The sequence below is a fragment of the Xanthomonas sp. NCPPB 4467 genome, from assembly GCF_041475665.2.
GTDB classification, from domain to species: domain Bacteria; phylum Pseudomonadota; class Gammaproteobacteria; order Xanthomonadales; family Xanthomonadaceae; genus Xanthomonas; species Xanthomonas dyei.
Map to the genome: position 1 here is coordinate 4,783,721 of NZ_CM191260.1, position 21,567 is coordinate 4,805,287.

Here is a 21,567-nt window from a genome sequence, read left to right on the forward strand (position 1 = left end):
ACAAGATGCCGCGCGCGTGCACACGCCATGCATGGCTGCAGTGAAACCACCAACCGTTCGCATGAGCTCTGACGATTGAACGCCCCGGCCGCGCCCGCTTTGCGATCAGCGGCGTTCGATTGGCGCAAGCTGAAACGCGTCAGTAGCGATCACACACAGCACCGCCTGCAGGCACTTACAACCAGCCTTTCTGCCGCGCCAGTCGATACGCTTCGATGCGATTGGACACGCCCAACTTGCCGATGCATTCGGACAGGCAATTGCGCACGGTGCCGTGCGAGAGCTGCAACTGTTGCGCGATCTCGCTGGCCGAGCGGCCTTCGCCGGCCAGCCGCAGCACGGTGCGTTCGCGCTCGCTCAACGGGTCCGCTTCCACCCAGGCATCCATCGCCAGTTGCGGGTCGATTACCCGGCCGCCGCGATGCACCTGACGCAGCGCGCTGACCAATTGTTCGGCCGGCGCATCCTTGAGCAGATACCCCGCCACGCCGGCATCCAGCGCGCGCCGCAAAAAGCCCGGGCGCGCAAACGTGGTGACGATCATCACCCGCACCGGCAACGCCAGGCGCTGGATGCGCTGCGCCAGTTCCAGGCCGCTCAACCCGGGCATCTCGATATCGGTGACCAGCACATCCGGCTGCAGCCGCTGCAGCTCGCGCCAGGCGGCTTCGCCATCGCCGGCGCTGCCGACCACCTCGATGTCGTCTTCCAGTCCCAGCAGGGCCACCAAGGCGCCGCGCAGCAGTGCCTGGTCTTCGGCCAACAACACCCGGATCATCGCGCGCGCTCGTCTGTGTGCAACGGCTGAGCACGATAACAGCGCTGACCCATCACGTGCATGGTAGCGCTGCGCCAGCCAGGAGCGCTCAGCGCGGTTGCGGCATCAGCGGCGCCGACAACGGCGGACTTGCCGGCTCCGGCTCCGGCCCCGACTGCGGCAATGGCACGCTGGCACGCAGACGCATGCCGCGCGGCAACGCCTCCACCTCCAACGCACCACCCAGGCTCTGCACGCGTGCGCGCATGCCGTCCAGGCCGTTGCCGGGCACGACCACCCCACCACGGCCGTCGTCGGTGATTTCCAGCAGTGCCTGTTGCCCGTGTGCACGCAGGCTCACCCGCACCCGCCGTGCCTGCGCGTGGCGCTGCACGTTGGTGGCCGCCTCGCGCACCACCAGCGCCAACGCGGTTTCGTGTTCGGGCGGCAGCGGCAGCGCCTCCAGCGTGTGCTCCAGCGCGATGCCGTCCATGTCCAGCAACACCTTGGCCGATGCCAGCTCGGCCACCAGCCCGGCGGCGCGGATGCCGGTGACCGCGCGCCGCACCTGCGCCAGTGCGTCGCGCGAGATCTGCGCCACCGCATCGATCTCGCTCCGTGCGGCCTGCGGGTCGCGCTCGATCAGGCGTGCGGCCAGATCGGATTTGAGCGCCACCAGCGACAAGGTATGGCCCAGCAAGTCGTGCAGATCGCGGCCGATGCGTTCGCGTTCGGCGGTGGCGGCCAGGCGGCGGACTTCGTCTTGCGATAACCGCAGCAGCGCGTCCTTGCGCTCGTTGATGCTGTACACCGCGCCGACCCCCGCCATGCCCAGCACCGACACCGGCAACCACACCAACGACTGCCAGCCCAGCCCGAGCCAACGCGCCCAGCCCAGGTACAGCGCGTTCATCAGCAACAGCATGGCGAAGTGCCGCCACAACGCGTACCGCGTGGACGGGCGCAGACTCAGGCAGGCAAATACGAAATAGCTGATACCCGAGGCGTATATCGGCAGCAGCGCGGCACTGAGCACGCCCATCGCCCAGGCATAGCGGTACAGGGTGCCGCGCGGTGCCAGCAACATGCGTGCGTACAGCAGCAGGAAGATCGGATACGACAACAGCGTGCACAGCCACCAGGTGCTGTCGTACCCACGCGAAGAAAACACCGGCACCACAAACACCCAGGCCGACCACAGCAGATGCACCGCATCCATCCATGGCGATTGGCCCTGCGCCAGGCGCGCGGCCACTTGCGAATTTGCGGCCGGACGAAGCCAGGCCGGGAGAGTCAGGTGCATCGGGATGGATCCGTAGGAGTGAGCGGATTCTGCCACTGCCGGGTTCGCCTGGGCACGCCACGTGGCAGGTCGCGGCGGACGAGCGGCCTCATGCATGCGGGTCACCGCCGCTAGTGGATGGCATGCGATGTGATGGTGCGGCAGCAGGGACGTCGAGGTCGGATTGGCGGAGACAGCGCATGGGGATTTCGGCAATCAGGCGGTGGCGCAAGCGTGGTCGCTTGCCGCCGATACGCACAGTTGCGCCTGTCATGGCGTGCAGGTGACAGCTGTCACTGGTCGATACGGCGGCCTTGGTCGCATGCTGCGCAGCACCTTGCAGTTGCACCGCACCGGCCGACCGTTGGTCGCCTCGCTGCAGTTGGTGACTTCCGGCAGCTTGCGGCGCGCCCTGCAGGCAGTCACATTCTGCGCAGCCTTCTGTCCTGGTTATCGATGAACACATCCGCCGATCTGCTCAAGCAACTCCGCATCGACCGCCAGCGTCCTGCCACGCCGCCGCCCGTGCGCCGCACCGGCTGGATCATTGCCGCCGTCGTCATTGTCATCGTGCTCGTTGCGGCCGCGTGGTGGTTCACCCGCACACCGGTGATCAAGGTGCAGACCGCGCCGGTGGTGGCGATCAGCGCCGGCAGCAGCAGCGCCTCGGTGCTGGATGCTTCGGGTTATGTGGTGGCGCGGCGCATGGCCACGGTGTCGGCGCAGGTCACCGGCAAGGTGCGCGAGGTGATGATCGAAGAAGGCATGCGCGTCGAACAGGGCCAGGTGATGGCCACGCTGGACCCGTTGGATGCCGATGCGCAGCGCACGCTGTCTGCATCGCAGGTGTCGGCCGCGCGCAGCCAGGTCGACAACATCCAGGCGCAACTGGCCGTGGCCAATGCCGATGCCACGCGCCTGCAATCGCTGGTGGGCGCACAACTGGTATCGCGCTCGCAGTACGAACAAGCCACCGCACAACGCGACGCATTGCGCGCGCAGTTGCAGAACGCACAGCGCAACGTGCAGGTGGCCTCCGATCAACTGGCCATTGCCGGCATCCGCTCGGACTTCAACGTGGTGCGCGCACCGTTTGCCGGTGTGGTCACCGCCAAGGCGGCGCAGCCGGGCGAAATCGTCTCGCCACTGTCTGCCGGTGGTGGCTTCACCCGCACCGGCATCGGCACCATCGTCGATATGGAATCGCTGGAAATCGAGGTGGAAGTCGGCGAGTCCTATATCGGCCGGGTGCAACCGCAGATGCCGGTGGAAGCGGTGCTCAACGCCTACCCGGAGTGGAAGATTCCCGGCGAAGTGATCGCCATCATCCCCACCGCCGACCGCGGCAAGGCGACGGTGAAGGTGCGGGTGGCGCTCAAGGTCAAGGACCCGCGCATCGTGCCGGAAATGGGCGTGCGGGTGAGTTTTCTGGAACAGGCCAAACCGCAGGAAGCGGCCAAGCCGCAAGGCGTGCGCGTGCCGGCAGCGGCGTTGGTGGAACGCGACACGCGCACCGTGGCCTTCGTGATCGGCGAGCGCAATGCGGTCAGCGAGCGCGCCGTCACCACCGGCATGACGATGGGCGAGGATCGCCAGGTGGTCTCGGGGTTGAGTGCAGGCGACAGCGTGGTGGTGAACCCCCCAACGCCCCTGAAGGATGGCGACATCGTGGCCGAAGCGGATGCCGATGCTGCGCAGTAACGGCTGGCCCGGCACGCACAACGCCGTTCCGCGGTATCGCCTGTAGTGCGCGGCATCGGTGTTGCCAGCATCACGCTGCATCGGGATGGGCTTGTTGCAATGAAATATCGTCGTTAGAGAGCGGAAGGCGATCCAGCCCATCCGCTTACAGCAGGTGTTATGTGCTGTTTGAGGGGGCCTCGAACGGCATCAAACACGGGGAGTCGCGCGAGTGCGGCACACGGCGATCCGGCTGGCTCTCCGCGCACACCGCACAGCACCACGCTGCTGCTGGATCGCTTCACCGTCGTCGTGCCTCGCATCGTCGCTCACGCAATCGCAGTTGTTGTGCCGCATCGCTTCCTTATCCCATTGCATCATCAGGAGTCGCCATGACCGCTCTCGTCAGCTTGCGCAACATCACCAAGACCTACCAACGCGGCCCGGAGCAGGTGCAGGTGCTGCACGGCATCGATCTGGACATTGCCGCCGGCGATTTCGTCGCGTTGATGGGCCCGTCCGGTTCGGGCAAGACCACCTTGCTCAATCTGATCGGCGGGCTGGACAGCCCCAGCGGTGGCGAGATCGAAATCGAGGGCGAGCGCATCGACCGCATGAGCGGTGGGCAGCTCGCTACCTGGCGCAGCCACCACGTCGGCTTCGTATTTCAGTTCTACAACCTGATGCCGATGCTCACCGCGCAAAAGAATGTGGAATTACCGCTGCTGCTGACCTCGCTCAACGCCGCGCAGCGCAAGCGCAATGCGGAGATCGCCTTGACCCTGGTAGGCCTGCAGGAACGCCGCAACCACAAGCCCAGCGAGTTGTCCGGCGGCCAGCAGCAGCGCGTGGCGATTGCGCGCGCCATCGTGTCCGATCCCAATTTTTTGATCTGCGACGAACCCACCGGCGATCTTGACCGCCACAACGCCGAAGAAATCCTGCGCCTGCTGCAGGAACTCAATCGCGAACACGGCAAGACCATCGTGATGGTCACCCACGACCCCAAGGCCGCCGAGTACGCCACGCACACCATCCATCTGGACAAGGGCGAGCTGGCCGACGCGCCACTCGCGCTCTAAGGGAGCGCTGCCATGAAGTATTTCTCGCTGGTGTGGGCGCAATTATTTCGCAGCAAGACACGGACCTTGCTGACGCTATTGTCGGTGGTGGCTGCGTTCTTATTGTTCGGCATGCTGGATTCGGTGCGTGTGGCGTTTACCTCCGGCGGCAGCGTCAGCGGGGTGAATCGCCTGGTGGTGGCCTCGCGCCTGTCGATCACCCAATCGCTGCCGATCCGCCTGGAAGCGCAGGTGCGCAGCGTGCCGGGCGTGCGCGATGTGACCTCGGCCATGTGGTTCGGCGGCATCTACCGCGACCCGAAGAATTTCTTTCCCAACTTTTCGGTGGCGCCGAACTTTTTCGACGTCTACAGCGAATACGCGCTCCCCAAGGAGCAGCTCAAGGCCCTCCAGACCACGCGCACCGGCGCGGTGGTCGGCGAAACCCTGGCCAAGCAATTCGGCTGGAAGATCGGCGACACCATCCCGCTGCAGGCCACCATCTTTCCGCGGGGCGGCAGCAACGACTGGCCGTTGCAGCTGGTCGGCATCTATCGGATGAAGGATCGCACCGTGGCGGCCAATCAGGAACGCCAGTTGATGATGAACTGGAAATACTTCGACGAATCCAACGACTACATCAAGAATCAGGTGAGCTGGTTGACGGTGACCCTGAGCAACCCCGACCAGGCCTCGCGCGTGGCGCAGGCCATCGATGCGCTGTCGGCCAACTCCGATCACGAAACCAAGTCGCAAACCGAATCGGCGTTTCAGCAGGCCTTCGTCAAGCAGTTCGCCGATATCGGGCTTATCGTCACCTCGATCATGGCCGCGGTGTTTTTCACCCTGTTGCTGCTCACCGGCAACACCATGGCGCAGGCGGTGCGCGAGCGCATTCCGGAGTTGGCAACGCTCAAGACGCTGGGCTTTCAGGACCGCACGGTGCTGAGCCTGGTGATGATCGAATCGGTGTTGTTGATCGGCCTGGGCGGGTTGATCGGCATGGGCTTGGCGGAATTGGTCATCCCGGCGGTATCCGCGCGCAGCGGCGGGCTGATGCCGACCCAGACCGTGCCGTTGCAGACCTGGCTGGTGGCGTTCGGCTTGATGGCCGGCATCGGCATCGTGGTGGGTGTGCTGCCGGCGTTACGCGCGCAGCGCTTGAAGATCGTCGATGCCCTCGCCGGCCGCTGACAGGAGCATGCACATGCAACGCAAATGGAAAGATCGTGGCGTCACCGTGTTGTCCGTGGTGCTGCTGGCACTCGGCCTGGGGCTGTGGATCGCACTGCCGTGGATGTGGTTGCTGCCGATCGCGGTGCTGCTGGCGCTGTGGTTGGTGGTCACGCGCAGTGGCCGCCTGTCGCTGGCCGCCGCGCGCATCGGCATCGCCATCCTGCCGCAACGCTGGGGCTCCACCTCGGTGATCGTGGTCGGCATTGCCGGCGTGGTCGGCGTGCTGGTGGCGATGCTGGCGATGGGCCAGGGTTTCCAGGCCACGCTCAACAGCACCGGCGACGACACCACCGCCATTGTCTTGCGTGGCGGCTCGCAGGCGGAGACCAACTCGGTGATCACCCGCGACCTGGTGCCGCTGATCGGCAGCCTGCCGGGGATCGCCACCGATGCCAACGGGCGCCCGATGGTGTCGCCGGAGTTGTCGCAAGTGGTCAACATCGCTTCGCGCTCCGATGGCACCGATGTCAATGCGCAATTGCGTGGCGTGGGCGAGCAGGCCTGGGGCGTGCATGACAAGGTCAAGATCGTGCAGGGCCGCCGCTTCACCACCGGCCTGCGCGAAATGGTGGTCGGCAAAGGTGCGTTGAATCAGTTCCGCGGCCTGGAGCTGGGCAAGACGCTGACCCTGGGCAGCCAGCAATGGACGGTGGTGGGCGTGTTCGCCTCCGGCGATGCGCACGATTCGGAGATGTGGACCGATGCGCAGACGCTGGCCACCACCTACAACCGCCGCGCGTACCAGTCGATCAGCGTGCGCACCGCTGGCAAGGCGGGCTTTGATCAGTTCAAGACGGCCATGGCGGCCGACCCGCGGCTCAAGCTGGATGTGGAAACCACCCGCGCGTATTACGGCAAGCAAGGCGGCGGGTTGAACCGCCTGATCAGCATCCTGGGCACGGTGATCGGCGCGATCATGGCGGTGGGCGCGGTGTTCGGTGCGCTCAACACCATGTATGCGGCGGTGGCCACGCGGGCGCGTGAGATCGCCACGATGCGGGCGATCGGGTTTCGCGGCACGCCGGTGATCATGGCGCTGATGCTGGAAACCATGCTGCTGGCGCTGCTGGGTGGGCTGCTCGGTGGGCTGATCGCCTGGGCGGTGTTCAACGGCTACACCGTCTCCACGCTGGGCAACAACTTCAGCCAGGTGGTGTTCCAGTTCAAGGTGTCGCCGGAGCTGCTGTGGAGCGGGTTGAAGTGGGCGCTGGGCATTGGCCTGGTCGGCGGGCTGTTCCCGGCATTGCGCGCGGCGCGGTTGCCGATCACCACCGCATTGCGCGAGGTGTAGCGCGGGCCTTGGCCAGCCGGGAATCGGGATTCGTGACAGCCAAAGCGGAGCAAGTGCGCTACTGCGGCTGAATGTATTGCAGGCTGTCATCGTTTTGTCACCGCAGTGCGGTAGATGCGCGCGCCGGACAGGCCGTAGCCTGCTCGGCCGTTTGATCCAACGATGTGCTGCCATGACGCGCCTGTTTCTGCTGGCCTGCGCCTGCCTGTGGCTGGCCGGCTGTTCTTCGTCCTCCACCTCGCTCAGCGAGCGCCTGGTCGCGCCCGGTGGCGTGTCGCCGTTGCTGGACGAAGAACGCATCGCCGCCACCATCGCCACGGTACCCAACCGCAGCGGCCATGTGGTCACGCGCGATGCGGTGCCGATTTTCTGGCGTGCGATCGACCCAGGCCAATACGCAATGCACTACCGCTACCTGGGTCAGCGCAACGACCCGGCGCATGCGCTGGATGTGGACTTCAGCTTCAGCGTGCCCCGCGTACCGCCGCCGACGCCACGCGGCACCGTGGTGTTGCTGCACGGCTGGATGATGGATGGCGATTCGCTGCTGCCGTGGTCGCTGGAATTGGCACAGGCAGGCTACCGGGTGATCACCATCGATCTGCGCAACCACGGCCATTCCGGCGGTGGGCCGTCGGGCTACGGCACGCGCGAGTCCGACGACGTGATCGATGTCATCAACGCACTGCAGCCGCGCGGCGAAATCCACGGGCCGCTGTATCTGTTCGGCATTTCCTATGGCGCGGCCACTGCGCTGTTCACCGCCGACAAACTCGGCCCGCGCGTGGCCGGCGTGGTGGCGATGGAATCCTTCGCCAATGCCGGGCGCGGCATCCGCGACATGGTGCCGCACCTGCTCACCAGCCAGCCCAGTGGCTGGCGCGGGCATGCGGTGGCGGCGTACGCACGCTGGCGCTATGCCGACCAGAATCTCGATGCGGTGATCGCCGCCGCCGACAGCCAGCTCAAGCTGGATCTGGACCATGTCGATGTGGCGCAGGCGCTGGCCGACACGCGCAGCTGCGTGTTGTTGCTGCATGGCGATGCCGATCAGCACATTCCGGTGGCGCATGGCCGCACTTTGGCGCTGGCCAGCACACGCGCGCATTACGTCGAGTTGCGCGGCGAAAACCATCTCAGCCTGCCGTTGCGGCTGGACCTGCTGGGCACACCGATCGACCACTGGCTGGCGCAGGTTCAACACAGCCCCGGCCACTGCCCCGCTCCGCAGGCACTGCCGGCCTCCACGCTGGCGGTCGCGTTGCCGATGCCGGTACCAAGTAGCTGATCGAGCATTCGCTGCGTCCTTCGCACAGGACGCAGCCGGCACGCGCTCAGCGCACCGCCACCGGCTGCCGCGCGCGCAGCACGCTGTCGCCGACAAACAGCAGCAGCCCGACCCAGATCGCAGCGAATCCGATCGCACGCCCCTGATCGAACGGCTCATGGAAGAACCACACGCCCAGCAACAGCTGCAGGCTCGGCCCGATGTATTGCAGGATGCCCACCAGCGACAGCGGGATCCGCCGCACGCCATAGGCAAACCCGATCAGCGGCACCGCCGTCACTACGCCGCCGAAGATCAGCAGCAGATCGGTGCGCAACTCCCAGCCGCTCAGGAACGCGCCGCCGTGGCCCTGCTCGCCCCATCCCGCCAGCAGCAGCGCCGGCACGAACAGATACACGCTTTCCACGCCCAGGCCGGCGACCGCATCCACCGCCACCAGCTTGCGCAGCAGGCCATACATACCGAACGAAACCGCCAGCCCCAACGCAATCCACGGCGGCGCACCGGCATCGATGGTCAACCACAGCACACCGATTGCGGCGCACGCCACCGCCAGCCACTGGATGCCGCGCAGGCGCTCTTTCAGCACCAGCACGCCCAGCAACACGCTCAGCAATGGATTGATGAAGTAGCCCAGGCTGGCTTCGATCACATGCCCGGCGTTGATCGCCCAGATGTACAGGCCCCAATTGAAGGCGATCGCCACGCTGCTGCCAGCCAGCATCCACAACGCGCGCGGCTGCGCGGCGATCGTGCGCCACCAACGCAGGCCCGAGGTCGCCACCAGCCACGCCACCACCAGCAGCGCGCTCCACACGATGCGGTGCGCAATGATCTGCAGCGATGGCACCGCCTTGAGCAGATGCCAATACAGCGGCACCAGACCCCAGATCACAAAGCTCGCGGCGGTCATCGACAGACCACGCCGCGCCTCCACCGCCGACACCGGCACGGGCGCGCTCATCGCCGCGCCTTGGCCAGGGTGACCACCAGCACGCCGCCCAGAATCACCGCCATCGCGCCAATGTCGTGCGCGGTGAAGTGCTCATGCCCCAGCCACGCCCCCAGCGCCACCGCAATCACCGGATTGACGTAGGCATAGCTGCCGGCCAGCGCCGGGCGGACGTGATGCAGCAGCCACACATACGCAGTGAACGCCACGATCGAGCCGAATACGCACAGGTACGCCACCGCCATCAGGCCATGCGGTGTTGGCCAGGCCTGCGGGCGCTCGCCGATCAGCAGGCCGGTGCTCACCAGCAGCACACCGCCGCACAGCATTTGCCCGGCAGCAGTCATGAAGGGCGATGGCAGATCGCGTCCACGCGACCACACCGAGCCGAATGCCCAGCCGATCGGCGCGATCAGCAACAACACCAATCCCCCCGGCGTTGCGGTGAGACTGCTGCCGGCGTTGAGCCACACCACGCCCAGAAATCCGATCACGATGCCCAGCCATTCGCCGCCGCTGGCATGCTGCCCGCGCAACGCGCCGAACAACGCCATCCACAGCGGCACCGACGCTACCGACGTGGCCGCCAAGCCCGAAGACACGCTGCGCTCTGCCAGCACCACCATGCCGTTGCCCAGCAGCAACAAGGCCGCGCCCATCAAGGCCACGTTCTTCCATTGCGCACGCGTCGGTGCCGCCACGCCGCGCCAACGCAACACGCTGTAGAGCACGCTGCCGGCGATGATGAAGCGCGCGCCGGACACCATCGTCAGCGGCTGCGCGCCGCCTTCCAGCGCAAACCGGATCGCCAGATAGGTCGAGCCCCAGACCACATAGACCAGCAGCAACGCGAGAGCGACCAACCCGCTGCGCGCAGGCGCTGCAGCGTCGTGAGAGGAAGACATCGGAACAGGGCCAAGTGCAGCGGAAGCGGTCATTCTAGAGCACCTGCACAAGCCCCAAAACGGCTGACCACACCTGGCAGGCAGGCATCAGGCGCCTGGACGGCGTGCACCACCACGCCAGCGCTGGCGTGTCGATGATGCGCACGGCTGCGTCTGTTTGGCCGCGACGCAAGAGCGGCTGAAAGGCGCGATGTGGACCATGCAAAGCAAGTGCAGCCTACGCGCAGCCATGCCGATGCCGGCCGCCGGGCGCGTGCGTCTACTGTTCGCGCAGTCGCTGCTGGTCGCGTCAAGGCGTTACATGCATGCTCATGGCCGCCTTGCGCGCTATGGTGCAACTCACCCATCTTTCCGGAGCGCAGATGCTACGTCGCCTTCCCTGGCTGGCCATGGCCGCCCTGACCGTTCTCTCCACCACCGCAGCGGCACGCACACTCGAGCCGTGGGAACTCAGCGGACGCAAGTTGATCGAGGCGGGGCTGGATGGCTCGTTGGCGCCGGAGATCGATGCGCCAAACCAGCCCGAACTCAAGGTCATGGTTTCGGCCAGCCGCGCCGGCGCCTATGTGCTCGGCGTGGCCAGCACCAGCTATCGCACGCAATGGTGCATGCCGGCGGGCAAGGCAGGCCCGCCGGATCTGCTGCCGATCATCGCCGATATCACCGCGCTACCCGATGCGCGCCTGGACGAAGCCGCGCCCGGCCTCATCATCGAAGCGCTGCGCAAGCGCTATCCCTGTGGCAAACCCAAAAAATAAAACTGCAGCCGACGCTCCGCGCTTTAGAGCGGCTAACAAACCGTAGCGAGCAATCGTCAGGTGGGTGTGGACGGCGCGGAGGAAACGGAGTGTACGGGTGGTACATGCCAATTCCGAGCACCGGCCGCGCCCGCCCGGCGGCTGCACAGTCGTTTTGTTAGCTGCTCTTAGCGGTTGGATGCGCTGAGCACGGCCATCGCCAGCGATGCAACGCCCGGCCCGATAACACCGCAGCGGGCGTTTGACCCGTCAGGCCTTACTTGCGCGCGGCATCGCTCTTGGCGCGGATGGCCTTGAATTCCGAGCCATCCTGCCAACTCGGCCACTGCCGGCCATTGGCCAGCGCCACGCCTACGTCGTAGACCAGCGTGGTATCGGCCGCATGTCCCGTGGCATCCCATTGCGGAGTCCAGCGATCGCAGGGCTGGTGATAGCAGTCGGCGAAGTATGTATCGCGCAATGCCTTGCCCGCCTTGACGCCGCCGTTGAGCATGTCCAGTCCCGGGCCTGCGGTAATCGCCGGCACTCCCATGCGCGCGAAGGCGAAATGATCGGCGCGGTAAAAGAAGCCCGCTTCCAGATTCGGGTCCGGCGAATACGTGCGATCGCGCGCTTTGGCGGCCTGTTCCAGATCGCCTTCCAGCGACACGCGGCCACGGCCCCACGAGGCGATATCGCGCGTCGGGCCATCCGGGCTGAACATCTCCATGTTGAGCACCGCCACGGTCTTGTCCAACGGCGCCAGCGGATGTGCCGCGTAATAGTTGGCACCGAGCAAGCCCTTTTCTTCGGCGGTCAATGCAATGAAGTACAACGTGCGCTGCGGCTTTGGGCCGGCGGCGAACACGCGCGCCAGTTCCAGCACGCTGGCCACGCCGGTGGCGTTATCCACCGCACCGCGTCGCACCGTATCGCCGCTGGCATCAGCCTTGCCGATCCCGAACGCATCCCAGTGCGCGGAGAAAATCACCGTCTCGTCCGGATGCTGGGTGCCGGTGAGCTTGGCCACCACGTTATGCGTGACCACGCGTTCGCGCTTGAGCGTGAAGTCCACCGACAACGTGGCATCGCCCAGCGCCATCGGTGCGAAGTCGCGCTGCTGCGCGCGCTGCTTGGCCTGTTCGAAATCCAGCCCGGCCTGCGTGAACAACGACGCTGCCAAGCTGCGCTGCATCCAGCCACGCACCGGCACGTGCTGCGCCCGCGCATCGGCATCGCTGCGTTCGATATCGAACAGCGGCGACAGGCCCGAGCTCTGCACCGTGGCCCAGCCATACGCGGCCGGCGCGGTCTCGTGCACGATCAACACACCGGCGGCGCCGCGGCGCGCGGCTTCTTCGTACTTGTAGGTCCAGCGGCCGTAGTAGGTGACCGCCTTGCCGTCGAACGCGCCTGGCTGTGCGGTGTCGAAGTCGGCATCGTTGATCAGCACCACTGCGATCTTGCCGCGCAGGTCCACGCCTTTGTAATCGTCCCACTGCCGCTCCGGCGCGCTGATGCCGTAGCCGACGAACACCAGCGGCGCATTCTTCAACGCCACCTTGTCGATCGGCCGCAGGCTCTGCAAGGTCACATCGGTGCCGTTGACCAAGGTCTGCGTTTTGCCGCCCACACGCAGCGTGGCGCTGACCGGGCCCTCCACCTGCGCGCGCACCAGCGGCACGGCCTGGGTCCAACCGCCCTGTTCGCCGCCCGGCTGCACGCCCGCGGCCTTGAACTGCTCGACCAGGTAATCGACGGTGCGCTGCTCGCCCGCGCTGGCCGGCGCACGGCCTTCGAATGCATCCGATGCCAGCAGCCGCACATGCCGCGACAACGCCTCGGCATCGATGCCGCCACCGGGCAGATCGTTGGCGGCCTGCGCCACACCTCCCACAAACAGGCAGGCGGACAACAACAGGATGCGCATCGGATTCACGGCGTGGCCTTGCAACAGATAGATGACACACAGTTTACAAGCGTGCGGCCAACACCGGAGCGCAACGACACGAGAATGCATTCAATTGCATGGACTGCATGCCTGGCTTAGAGCGGCTAACTAAACGTCGCGAGCAGTCATCAGGTGGGTGTGGACGGGGCGGAGGAACTTGAGTGTACGAGTGGTACATGCCGCACCGAGCACCGGCTGCGCCCGCCTGGCGGTGAGCACAGTCCTCTTGTTGGCCGCTCTAAAGCGCGGGGGCGCTGTTTGAGTGAAGCTAGCGCGCAGATAGCGTCATCGAGAATGTCTCATTTCGCCAAACGCCGATGAAGCAGATCACACACAACATCTTTCCTACGGTATGGATGCATCGCGGGCAGAGCGGCCGATCTGCGGCTTGGATGCAGGGCTCTTGCCCGCCCACCATCGCGGAACACGCCGCAAGTCCGTCCTTGTAAGGCGCTTACGCGGCATCCATGCCGCGTCGTAAGGTCCAGAGACGATCGGCAGGCAAGGGCCAGTCGGGAATGTCGGTATGCAGGGTGCAAGCAACGCACGATGCATGTTGTTCGGATCACCGTGGTTTCGGTGAGCCTTCCAACGCAAGCCGAGCAACCAACAAGCTTTCAAGAAAGCAACCGACTTATTTCTGGTGCGGTGTCCTCACCGCTTGCGGGACCGTGTGGCGGCATGGATGCCGCCACCGAGCCTCCACGGACGGATTCACGGCGTGTCCCGCAAGCGGCGAGGGCATCGCGCCCTCGACTAGCTCGGCTTGGGAACATCCAACCGACACTGACGCTCACGACCTAGGTCAGCGTCAGAGCTAATCGACTGGTTCGACGGCATCCACGCCGCCATTGATGCAGCGTTCTAGAAGTTTTTTCCAGCCACTCCAAGCGCGCTAACTGGTCCGCGTTGCGCGATCCAGCCAACACGCCAGGCCCTGCGCGTTGAGTTCGATATCGGTGGCCAGCAGCTGCGCCACCGCCGCGTCGTCCAGGCGGCAGCCGTGCAGGCGGGCGCGCTCCAGATACAGTTCGGTCAACACCGCCACCATGCAGCAATGGCGGTCCGTATGCTGTGCGCAGCTCAGTGCGATGGCGGTCATCGCATGGATCTGCTCGATCAGCGCCTGCGCCAATGGCTCCGGCGAAGTGACCCGCCCGTAGTGGGTCAGATACATCGCCTCCGGCGCGGTCTCCATCAGCCGCGCGATCGACTGCAGCATCGCCTCCGGCTCGAATTGCACCGGCGAAGAGGTCGGCAGGATGAAAGCGCCCTGCGCGCTATCGAGCTGGCGATACGACAGCCCGAAGGTGTCGCCGGTGAACCAGCTACGACTGCGTGCATCCCACACGCATAGATGATGGCGCGCGTGTCCCGGCGTATCGATCGTGCGCAGCGCGCGTTCGCCCAGCAACACCGAGTGACCATCGACCGCCTCCACCACGCGCTCGGCCGGTACCGGCACGATTTCGCCGTAACTGCGCGCCATTTCCGCCTCGCCATACACCGCGGTCGCACCGGCAATCAGGCGTGTGGGGTCGATCAAATGCGGCGCACCGCGTGGATGCACCAGCACGCGCGCATTGGGCAGATGCTGCAGCAAGGCACCGGCACCACCGGCGTGATCCAGGTGCACATGGGTCAGGATCAACCATTCCACCTGCGCCGGCGTCAGCCCCGAGGCCCGCACTGCCGCCAGCATGTGCGGCACCGACAGCGAGGTCCCGCAATCGACCAGCGCCCCGCGTTGCCCCTCGACAATCAGATACGCCGCGTCGAACTGCAGGCCGCCAAAGCCGGTATCGATGGTGTGGATGCTGGGATCGTTCAATGCGGTCATTCATATTCCGTGGCGATAAGAGCAACTGACAAAACGACTGTACGGCCTCTGTTCGGTGTGGGATGTACCACACGCACACTCGGGTCACTGCGCGGCGTCCACAACCACCTGACAACTGCTCGCTACGTGTCGCTAGCCGCTCTAAAAAAGACAGCCGCAGTGTAGGCGCAGGCAGTGGGCGCGCGGTGTGCCGATGATTCCAGGCAACGATGCATTAACACGACGACTTCAAGCACTAGGCAGACGTGCTGCCGGATCTCGGCATTGCAGCTGCGATGCAATCCCCACGCGCGCAAGGCGGTTGCCGCACCTTGCCGCACCCGCATCGATCACGCCTCGCGCAGCACCCGCATCGCCGCAAGGACCGCATCGGCTTGCACCTGCGCATGCACGCCCGGCAGTTGCAGATCGCTGGCCTGCTCGGCCTGTTTCAGCCGTGCAATCAGCTGGCCTGCATCGCGTGGCGAGGCGAAGCCGTCGCTCTGCAACAGCAGCGCACCGGCACCGTCGTTCAACTTGAAATAGAACTGGCCATCGTTCTCGCGGTATTGCTTGAACACCGGCAAGGCGATTTTTTCGCCCGCCTGCGCGGCCGCAGGACCCGCCTGATCGGACAGATCGCGCAGACCCACCGCAGCGCGCAGCTCGGCCAGCAGTGGCGTGGCGTAACGCGCACGCAAGCGTACTCCGCCGGCGCGCAGAATCGCTTCGATCTTGGCCGGCTCGGCCATCAGCGCCTCGTAACGCGTGCGCAGCGGTGCGATCTCCTGGTCGATCCGCTCGAACAACTGCTGCTTGGCATCGCCCCAGCCGATGCCGTCGGCAAATGCCTGCGCAAAGGCGGCCGTTTCCTGCGGCGTGGCAAAGGCCTGATACAGCTGGAACAACGCCGACCCTTGCGTGTCCTTGGCTTCGCCCGGCGCACGCGAATCGGTCAGGATCGAGAACACCAGCTTGCGCAGTTCCTCGCGCGGAGCGAACAGCGGAATCGTATTGCCGTAGCTCTTGCTCATCTTGCGGCCGTCAAGGCCAGGCAAGGTGGACACCTGCTCGTCGATCACCGCATCGGGCAAGGTGAAAAACTCGTGCCCGTACACATGATTGAAGCGCTGCGCAAAATCGCGCGCCATTTCGATGTGCTGGATCTGATCGCGTCCCACCGGCACCTTGTGCGCGTTGAAGATCAAAATGTCTGCCGCCATCAACACCGGGTACATGAACAACCCGGCGCTCACGCCGGCATCGTCGTCTTCGCCGTCGGCGCGATTCTTGTCCACCGCCGCCTTGTAGGCATGCGCGCGATTGAGGATGCCCTTGCCGGCCACGCAGGTGAGCAACCACATCAACTCGGTGGTCTCGGGCACATCCGATTGGCGGTAGAACCAGACCTTGTCCGGATCCAGGCCGCAGGCCAGCCAGCTGGCGGCGATTTCCAGCGTGGAGCGTTGCGTGCGCGCCGGGTCCTGTGCCTTGATCAGGCTGTGCAGATCGGCCAGGAAATAGAAGCTCTCCGCATCGTCGCCGGCGCTGGCCTGGATGGCCGGACGGATCGCGCCGACGTAATTGCCAAGGTGCGGGGTGCCGGAAGTGGTGATGCCGGTGAGAACGCGAGTGGTCATCTGCGTAATGCCAGGGAGTCAGCGCGCAAGTTTAACGGTTCCGTGCGCTGCTCATCGCCCCATCCCCGGATGCGCCCCTGACAGACGCACAACGGGCCGCACATGGCGGCCCGTTGCATTCATCGGTGCTCAGCTGCCTCGCTCACCGTTGCCGGAGCGGCGCTGTGCGCAGATCAGGTGTCGTCGCGCAGCGATTTTTCGAATGCGCGCACTTCGGTCTGGGCGCGGTCGCGGTCCCAGCCATAGCGTTCCTGCAGTTTGCCCTGCAGATATTCGGCATTGCCTTCGGCAACCTTGAAATCGTCGTCGGTGAGATCACCCCACTTGGCCTGCATCTTGCCCTTGAGCTGGGTCCACTTGCCGGAAATGACGTCAGTGTTCATTGCGTTGACTCCGCTGATGCGGCCGCGATTGACCGTGCTGGCAGGTTGCCTACGCGGGCGTTTGCTGTGCATCAAGAGGTGTCAAGCCGGCAATCACCGCACTGAACGGGCCCATCCGGCGTGTCACAGCGCATCGGCGCCTCCGCGCGACGCGCTGCGGTCACGCCCTGCGCATCGGTGGGGCCCGACAGCTGCCGGACAAAAAAAAACGGGCCTTGCGGCCCGTTTTTTGTTGCATGCGGCGTCAGATCACTTACGCGCTGCGTCTTCCACCTTCTCGCCAGCGCCCTGCACGTCCTTGCCGGCACCTGCGACGGTGTTGCAACCCGACAGCATCGCGACCGAGAACATCGACAGCACCAGCAGCACAATTGCACGCTTCATAACAGACTCCTTCGTGGGTAAAGCGGCGCGTTGCCGCAGATCAATCGAATCAGACAAACGCCACCAACCGGTGACGGATCAGCACTTACCGTCGCTGCATTTCTCGGCAGTCTTTTCGACCTTGCCGCCCGCGCCCTGCATATCTTTGCCGGCGCCGGCCATGGTATTGCAGCCAGTCATCACGCCGGCCGAGAACAGGCCCAGCACCATCAGTGTCAGCAGTCGCTTCATTTGCTCTTCCTCGGTCTGCGCCCGGTGCCAACGCACCTCGCTTGGCGCCAAATCTGACTGCGCGGACGTGGATTTGATGTGAACGAGGGCCTGCCTCGTTCAGCGCTGGATCAATCTCGCATCAGGGTGGACTTGCCGAACAGGCTTTCGACCAGATCCACCGCCAGCTCGGCGGTGGCATTACGGTTGTCCAGCACCGGGTTCAGTTCGACGATATCCAGCGACCCCATGCGCCCGGTGTCGGCAATCATCTCCATCACCAGCTGCGCCTCGCGGTAGTTGGGGCCACCCGGCACCGTAGTGCCCACGCCCGGCGCGATGCTGGGGTCGAGGAAATCCACATCGAAGCTCACATGCAGGTGGGTGTCGGCGCTCATGCCCTGCAGCGCGGCTTCCATGGTGCGCTTCATCCCGGCCTCGTCGATGTAACGCATGTCGTAGACGTCGATGCGGTGCTGCTTGATCAGGCGTTTTTCTTCCGGGTCCACCGAGCGGATGCCGATCTGCCGCACCTGCTCGGGCAGCAGCGCCGGCGCATTGCCACCCAGATGCGTCAGCGCCTGCGGGCCCAGCCCGCACAGGCAGGCCACCGGCATGCCGTGCACGTTGCCCGAGGGGGTCACTTCGCTGGTGTTGAAGTCCGAATGCGCGTCCAGCCATAGCACCCGCAGCGGGCGCCCCTGTTCGCGGCAGTACTTGGCCACTGCGGTGATCGAACCGATGCCCAGGCAGTGGTCGCCGCCCAGCATGATCGGCATGCGTCCGGCCTGCAGCTCGGCGTAGCTGGCGTCCATCAGCGCCTGGTTCCAGGCGACGACTTCGTCCAGATGCCGGTAACCGGCCTGCGGCGCCTGCCAGGGATTGCGCGGGCCATCCAGGTTGCCCAGATCGCGCACCTCCACGCCACGGCCGATCAAGGCCTCCTGCAAGCCGGCGATGCGCAGCGCCTCCGGCCCCATCCGTGCGCCACGGTGGCCGGCACCGATGTCGGTGGGAACGCCAATCAGGGAAACCGGCACGTACTGCGTTGCCATGCATTGCTCCAGCATCGATAAAGCCATGCAGTCTAGTGGCGCGCCCGCGCAGTGACGCGCGGCAGCGCAACACGGCATGCGATTTGCATCTGTCTGCCGGCACAACGGACGGGTTTAGATCTGCCTCGACGCGCCGCTACAGTGACGTGCCACGGCAGTTTGTGGCGCGCTGGACATTGCAGATTCTGCTTGTCTGACCGCCCAGTTAAGCGCCTGAGGCTGGTGTGACTGAGCACTAATACCTCGGTGGTATGGTGCGCCGGCCAGCGCAGCACACGCATCACGTACGCGCTCGGGCCATCAGCAACAGGGGAGTTTCATGCCGCATAACGCCGTCAACCAGGTCGTCAAGGCTGCCGTGGGCGAAGTCGCGCGGGCATCGCATCAGTACGACCTGCACCGGATCGGGCGCGAATTCGCGCAAACCATCGAGCGCGAGCCGGGCATCCGGCTGTTGATGCTGTCCACCGCCGATGGCCGCGCCATTACCGAACAATCCAGCCTGGATGTGGACGGGCGCCGCCTGGCCGCGATGGCCAATTCGTTCCTGACCCTGGGCGAGACGCTGGCGCGCGAGTCGAGTTTGAGCGAGGCCGATTACGCAACCATCAGCACGCGTGGCGGGCAGCTGGTGCTGATCCGCATCCGTGCCGACAAACCGCTGACGCTGACCGCCGTAGGCGGCGCCGACCTCAATGCAGCCGCGCTGCTGTTCAACGCGCGCGACTGCGCCGGCCGCCTGGCTGCAGCGCTGGCGCAACCGGCCGGCTGATGCTGTTGGCATTGTTCGTGCTTGCACGAGCGCACCGATTTTTCTCACCGTTTGGAAGGGGACCACCGATGTCAAAACTCAATCTGGAACAATTGCATTCGCTCGCCGGTTTCGTCGGCGCCGCGCTGGTCGACAGCGACAGCGGCATGGCCCTGGGCATGACCGGCGGCACCGAACTCAACCTCGAGCTGGCCGCAGCCGGCAATACCGAAGTGGTGCGTGCCAAGCGCCGCATCGCCGAGCAGCTCGGTCTGCACGACACCATCGAAGACATCCTGATCACGCTGTCGCGCCAGTACCACCTGCTGCGTCCGCTCGAGAGCAACGGCACGCTGTTTCTGTATGTCGTGCTGGATCGCGCCAAGGCCAATCTGGCCATGGCCCGCCACGAGCTCAAGGCGTTCGAAAAGACCCTGGATTTCAGTTGATGCCTGTCCAGCGGCGCATCCGCGTCGCCGACCCTGCCTGCCGGTGCGTACCGGCAGGCGTTGTCGCTATTTTGCGCCACGACGGCGCCATCTCATGACCACACCCATTCACGCCATGCGGGTCGCCACGGCCGGCCTGGATCTGCTGCACACCACGCGCCTGAAACTGGCGTGCTCGCTGCTGCTCGCCGAGCGCATCGACGTGCAGTTGGGCGAATGGCCGCAGCATGCGGCCGACGTGGTGGTGCTGGGTCTGGAAACTGCCGATGGCCTGGCCGCATGGCAGGCATTGCAAGGCCAGCCGGTGCGCGTGTTGGTGGTCTCGCGCACGCCGGTCGCCGGCGCCTGGCTCAAGCACGGCGCCACCGTGCGCGAACTCAACGAACAGATGCGTCTGCTGTTGTCTTCGCCACACGCTGCCCAGGTGGCCGAACCGGCGCTGCTGCTGCGCCATTGCCGCGGCGAATTCGGCGCAGGCCTGGTGCTGCTGCGCACTGCGCACCTGCAGGTGCGCGTGGACCCATCCAGTCGCTGCCTGCACCTGCCAGCCGGCCTGTCGCTATCGGAGCTCGTTGCCGCATTGGATCGCCCCGGCTGGCAGTCCGTGACCGGCGATGCCGATGCCGCACTGACGCAACGCATCTCCTTCGAAGCGCTGTATTTCGCCCTGCCCGAGCACCTGCGCCCCGCGCTGCCGGCGGTGGAGGCCAGCCGTGCGTTGCAGCTACGGCAGTGGCCGGAGCTGAGCGCCGATACCAGTTCGCCTGCGCAGCTGCTCGCCATTGCCCACCTGCATGCGCGCCCCTGGCGCCCGCAGGCGCTGGCCAATGCTTGCAAGCTGCCGCTGCAGACGGTGGAATGCCTGTTCGCCGCCGCACTTGCCAGCGGCCTCACCCAGACTGCGGAGATTTCCGTGCCGTCACCGCCGCGTCGTCCGGACAGCAGCAACTCCCGGTTTTTTTCCTGGGTCGCACGTCGCTTTGGCCTCTCTCTTTCGCAGGCGCAGTCATGAGTCTTCCAGCCAACAAACTGGTGTTCGTTGGCGGCATGGGCGCCGGCAAGACCACCGCGGTGCGCGCCATCTCCGACGTGGAGCCGGTCAGCACCGAAATGCCGCTCAGCCAGGATGCCTATGGCGACAAGATCTACACCACGGTCGCGCTGGACTACAGCTCCATCGAGCTGGAAGACGGCGAATTGCTGCACGTCTACGGCGTGCCCGGCCAGAAATATCTGGATTTCATGTGGCCGCTGGTCTGCGACGGCGCACTGGGCGTGATCGTGCTGACCAATGCGCGCGACCCGCAGATGCTGGAGGCGACCCTGGCGTTGCTGCGTGAGTTTTCGCAGATCGCACCGGACGCCAGCCTGGCCGTGGGCATCACCATGACCGACGAGGTCGAAGACTTTCTGCTGCCGCCATTTCGCGATGCGCTGGCGACCGAAGGCTTCCGCATTCCGGTCATGCGCGTGGATGCGCGCTCGGCCACCCAGATCACCTTCCTGGTGAAATCGCTGCTGTCCTATCGCTATACCTCGGCAAGCTGATTGCCGGCGCGCGGTGATGGTGTGGCGGGCTAGCGGTAAACCGCGCAAAAATAAACAAGGAATCCGGTCACGACGGGCCTAAAAGGGCGTCACGCGGGGGATGCCGCCTCTAGGGTGGCGGCGACGCGTCCTTCTTCCTTGAAGCCAGAAACGCGACTCAGTCATGGTACGAATGAGCGCTGTGTCCG

Annotated in this window: 21 protein-coding genes and 3 other RNA genes; 11 read left to right on the plus strand and 13 right to left on the minus strand. The window is 65.4% G+C overall.

All coding sequences use genetic code 11. The features are described 5' to 3' along the window. Positions 1-175: 175 nt before the first annotated feature. On the minus strand, positions 176-778 hold the full coding sequence (locus tag ACCQ06_RS21030; protein WP_316689018.1) for a response regulator: 603 nt from the start codon (positions 776-778) through the stop codon (positions 176-178). Between the two features lie 88 nt (positions 779-866). Further along, positions 867-2,060 carry a sensor histidine kinase gene (locus tag ACCQ06_RS21035; RefSeq protein ID WP_228323267.1) on the minus strand — a complete coding sequence of 398 codons (1,194 nt, stop codon included), beginning with the start codon at positions 2,058-2,060 and terminating at the stop codon, positions 867-869. A gap of 435 nt (positions 2,061-2,495) precedes the next feature. Between ACCQ06_RS21035 and ACCQ06_RS21040 the strand changes: the two genes are divergently transcribed. The 5 genes from ACCQ06_RS21040 (at position 2,496) to ACCQ06_RS21060 (ending at position 8,595) form a co-directional block, all read left to right on the plus strand. Continuing rightward, the gene (locus ACCQ06_RS21040; RefSeq protein WP_316689020.1) at positions 2,496-3,740 is read left to right on the plus strand and encodes an efflux RND transporter periplasmic adaptor subunit; all 1,245 of its coding nucleotides are present in this window, start codon (positions 2,496-2,498) and stop codon (positions 3,738-3,740) included. A 371-nt stretch (positions 3,741-4,111) separates the two neighbouring features. Continuing rightward, positions 4,112-4,801 carry an ABC transporter ATP-binding protein gene (locus ACCQ06_RS21045; protein WP_228323269.1) on the plus strand — a complete coding sequence of 230 codons (690 nt, stop codon included), beginning with the start codon at positions 4,112-4,114 and terminating at the stop codon, positions 4,799-4,801. A gap of 12 nt (positions 4,802-4,813) precedes the next feature. After that, positions 4,814-5,974 carry an ABC transporter permease gene (locus ACCQ06_RS21050; protein ID WP_316689022.1) on the plus strand — a complete coding sequence of 387 codons (1,161 nt, stop codon included), beginning with the start codon at positions 4,814-4,816 and terminating at the stop codon, positions 5,972-5,974. Positions 5,975-5,981: 7 nt separating this feature from the next. Then, entirely contained in the window at positions 5,982-7,307 is a 1,326-nt protein-coding gene (locus ACCQ06_RS21055) for an ABC transporter permease (RefSeq protein WP_316689024.1), read from the plus strand. A 172-nt stretch (positions 7,308-7,479) separates the two neighbouring features. Continuing rightward, positions 7,480-8,595 carry an alpha/beta fold hydrolase gene (locus ACCQ06_RS21060; RefSeq protein ID WP_228323272.1) on the plus strand — a complete coding sequence of 372 codons (1,116 nt, stop codon included), beginning with the start codon at positions 7,480-7,482 and terminating at the stop codon, positions 8,593-8,595. Between the two features lie 46 nt (positions 8,596-8,641). Here the strand turns inward: ACCQ06_RS21060 and rarD are convergent, their stop codons facing one another. Together rarD and yedA are read right to left on the minus strand one after the other, a co-directional pair. Continuing rightward, on the minus strand, positions 8,642-9,559 hold the full coding sequence (gene rarD, locus ACCQ06_RS21065; protein WP_228323273.1) for an EamA family transporter RarD: 918 nt from the start codon (positions 9,557-9,559) through the stop codon (positions 8,642-8,644). Further along, positions 9,556-10,452 carry a drug/metabolite exporter YedA gene (gene yedA / locus ACCQ06_RS21070; protein WP_228323274.1) on the minus strand — a complete coding sequence of 299 codons (897 nt, stop codon included), beginning with the start codon at positions 10,450-10,452 and terminating at the stop codon, positions 9,556-9,558. Before yedA ends, rarD begins: the two co-directional genes overlap by 4 nt. A gap of 329 nt (positions 10,453-10,781) precedes the next feature. Between yedA and ACCQ06_RS21075 the strand changes: the two genes are divergently transcribed. After that, positions 10,782-11,210, plus strand: coding sequence for a Rap1a/Tai family immunity protein (locus tag ACCQ06_RS21075; RefSeq protein ID WP_372365884.1), 429 nt, complete (start codon positions 10,782-10,784; stop codon positions 11,208-11,210). A gap of 30 nt (positions 11,211-11,240) precedes the next feature. On the opposite strand, the gene ACCQ06_RS21080 is transcribed toward ACCQ06_RS21075, so the two are convergent. From ACCQ06_RS21080 to ACCQ06_RS21095, 4 genes are all read right to left on the minus strand, one after another. After that, a non-coding RNA gene (locus ACCQ06_RS21080) (sX9 sRNA) lies at positions 11,241-11,316 on the minus strand. Between the two features lie 150 nt (positions 11,317-11,466). Continuing rightward, a complete protein-coding gene (locus tag ACCQ06_RS21085; protein WP_372365886.1) occupies positions 11,467-13,119 on the minus strand; it encodes a M28 family metallopeptidase in 1,653 nt (550 codons plus the stop codon). A 123-nt stretch (positions 13,120-13,242) separates the two neighbouring features. Next, a non-coding RNA gene (locus tag ACCQ06_RS21090) (sX9 sRNA) lies at positions 13,243-13,318 on the minus strand. 717 nt (positions 13,319-14,035) lie between these two features. Further along, the gene (locus tag ACCQ06_RS21095) at positions 14,036-14,980 is read right to left on the minus strand and encodes an MBL fold metallo-hydrolase (RefSeq protein WP_228323275.1); all 945 of its coding nucleotides are present in this window, start codon (positions 14,978-14,980) and stop codon (positions 14,036-14,038) included. Between the two features lie 62 nt (positions 14,981-15,042). Between ACCQ06_RS21095 and ACCQ06_RS21100 the strand changes: the two genes are divergently transcribed. Continuing rightward, positions 15,043-15,118: non-coding RNA, sX9 sRNA (locus ACCQ06_RS21100), on the plus strand. 191 nt (positions 15,119-15,309) lie between these two features. On the opposite strand, the gene ACCQ06_RS21105 is transcribed toward ACCQ06_RS21100, so the two are convergent. The 5 genes from ACCQ06_RS21105 to rocF form a co-directional block, all read right to left on the minus strand. Further along, on the minus strand, positions 15,310-16,599 hold the full coding sequence (locus ACCQ06_RS21105) for a tryptophan--tRNA ligase (RefSeq protein ID WP_104614811.1): 1,290 nt from the start codon (positions 16,597-16,599) through the stop codon (positions 15,310-15,312). Positions 16,600-16,772: 173 nt separating this feature from the next. Further along, positions 16,773-16,982, minus strand: a complete 210-nt coding sequence (locus ACCQ06_RS21110; protein WP_104614867.1) for a CsbD family protein — start codon at positions 16,980-16,982, stop codon at positions 16,773-16,775. Positions 16,983-17,231: 249 nt separating this feature from the next. Further along, the gene (locus ACCQ06_RS21115; protein WP_005989324.1) at positions 17,232-17,366 is read right to left on the minus strand and encodes an entericidin A/B family lipoprotein; all 135 of its coding nucleotides are present in this window, start codon (positions 17,364-17,366) and stop codon (positions 17,232-17,234) included. A gap of 78 nt (positions 17,367-17,444) precedes the next feature. After that, complete coding sequence (locus tag ACCQ06_RS21120; RefSeq protein ID WP_055847227.1) at positions 17,445-17,597, minus strand: entericidin A/B family lipoprotein; 153 nt, start codon at positions 17,595-17,597, stop codon at positions 17,445-17,447. A gap of 110 nt (positions 17,598-17,707) precedes the next feature. Next, positions 17,708-18,631 carry an arginase gene (gene rocF / locus ACCQ06_RS21125; RefSeq protein WP_104614866.1) on the minus strand — a complete coding sequence of 308 codons (924 nt, stop codon included), beginning with the start codon at positions 18,629-18,631 and terminating at the stop codon, positions 17,708-17,710. Positions 18,632-18,950: 319 nt separating this feature from the next. On the opposite strand from rocF, the gene ACCQ06_RS21130 reads away from it, so the two are divergent. The 4 genes from ACCQ06_RS21130 to ACCQ06_RS21145 all read left to right on the plus strand — a co-directional run bounded on the left by ACCQ06_RS21130 (position 18,951) and on the right by ACCQ06_RS21145 (position 21,379). After that, on the plus strand, positions 18,951-19,403 hold the full coding sequence (locus tag ACCQ06_RS21130) for a roadblock/LC7 domain-containing protein (RefSeq protein WP_104614810.1): 453 nt from the start codon (positions 18,951-18,953) through the stop codon (positions 19,401-19,403). Between the two features lie 68 nt (positions 19,404-19,471). Further along, positions 19,472-19,831, plus strand: coding sequence for a roadblock/LC7 domain-containing protein (locus tag ACCQ06_RS21135; protein ID WP_104614809.1), 360 nt, complete (start codon positions 19,472-19,474; stop codon positions 19,829-19,831). Between the two features lie 94 nt (positions 19,832-19,925). Beyond that, positions 19,926-20,843: a hypothetical protein gene (locus tag ACCQ06_RS21140; protein WP_316689030.1), complete on the plus strand. Its 918-nt coding sequence runs from the start codon at positions 19,926-19,928 to the stop codon at positions 20,841-20,843. Beyond that, the gene (locus tag ACCQ06_RS21145; protein WP_316689032.1) at positions 20,840-21,379 is read left to right on the plus strand and encodes a GTP-binding protein; all 540 of its coding nucleotides are present in this window, start codon (positions 20,840-20,842) and stop codon (positions 21,377-21,379) included. Before ACCQ06_RS21140 ends, ACCQ06_RS21145 begins: the two co-directional genes overlap by 4 nt. The last annotated feature ends 188 nt before the right edge of the window (positions 21,380-21,567 follow it).